Source organism: Streptomyces coryli (assembly GCF_011044975.1).
Lineage (GTDB): Bacteria > Actinomycetota > Actinomycetes > Streptomycetales > Streptomycetaceae > Streptomyces > Streptomyces coryli.
In genome coordinates this window covers 1-846 of the sequence record NZ_JAAKZV010000570.1, presented here as the reverse complement: position 1 = coordinate 846, position 846 = coordinate 1, and the positions used below count along the sequence as shown (strand labels likewise).

1 pseudogene is annotated in these 846 nt (G+C 73.5%); it reads left to right on the top strand.

The window, feature by feature from the left end:
• Positions 1-14 precede the first annotated feature (14 nt).
• Positions 15-371: pseudogene (locus G5C51_RS42240) on the top strand (ABC transporter permease); the annotation flags it as partial.
• Between the last annotated feature and the right edge of the window lie 475 nt (positions 372-846).

Here is an 846-nt window from a genome sequence, read left to right as displayed (position 1 = left end):
CTGTATAAGAGACAGCGGTGGCCTTGCTGGTGGGCGGGGTGGGGGTGGCAAACACGATGGTGATTTCGGTCCTGGAACGCCGCCCGGAAATCGGCCTACGCCGCTCACTGGGCGCGACTAGGGGGCAGATCCGCGTCCAATTCCTGTCGGAGTCGCTGCTGTTGTCGGCGCTGGGCGGCTTGGGCGGGGCGGTACTGGGGACGGCGGTGACGGCGTCGTATGCCCTGTACCAGTCGTGGCCGACGGTGGTCCCGGCTTGGGCGGCGGCGGGTGGAGTGGGCGCGACGCTGCTGATCGGCGCACTGGCGGGCCTGTACCCGGCGCTACGAGCAGCGAGGCTGTCACCTACGGAGGCACTGGCTACGACGTGAGAGGGCTTGGCCTCAACCCCAAATCCACACGACCTCCCAGCTTCTCGGCCTCCCGACCTCTCGCCCTCTCGCCCTCCCGACCTCCCGACCACCCGGTCTCTCGGCCACCCGGCCACCCGGCCACCCGGCCACCCGGCGTGCCGTACCTTCGGCACTCCAACTACCCGGCCCCGGGGAGCCATCCCCCGGCACTCCGGCCACTGGCCCGCCGGGCCACCAGACCACCGGACCACCGGGCCACCGGGCCACCGGGCCACCGGGCCACCCGGGAGGCCGTACCTCCGGGGGCCGCACCTCCTGAGGTACGGGGCCCCCGGGCAGTCCGGGGCCGTCGTCCCCCGGGGCACACGGGGCCCGCCGTCGCCCGGGAAGTCGGCAGACGGCACACGCCACCCAGCCCACGGCAGCCGTCACTCAGCCCCTCCGCCAACCGCCTCTCTGCCTCGGCCCCTCCCGCCACCCGGCAGACCAAGGC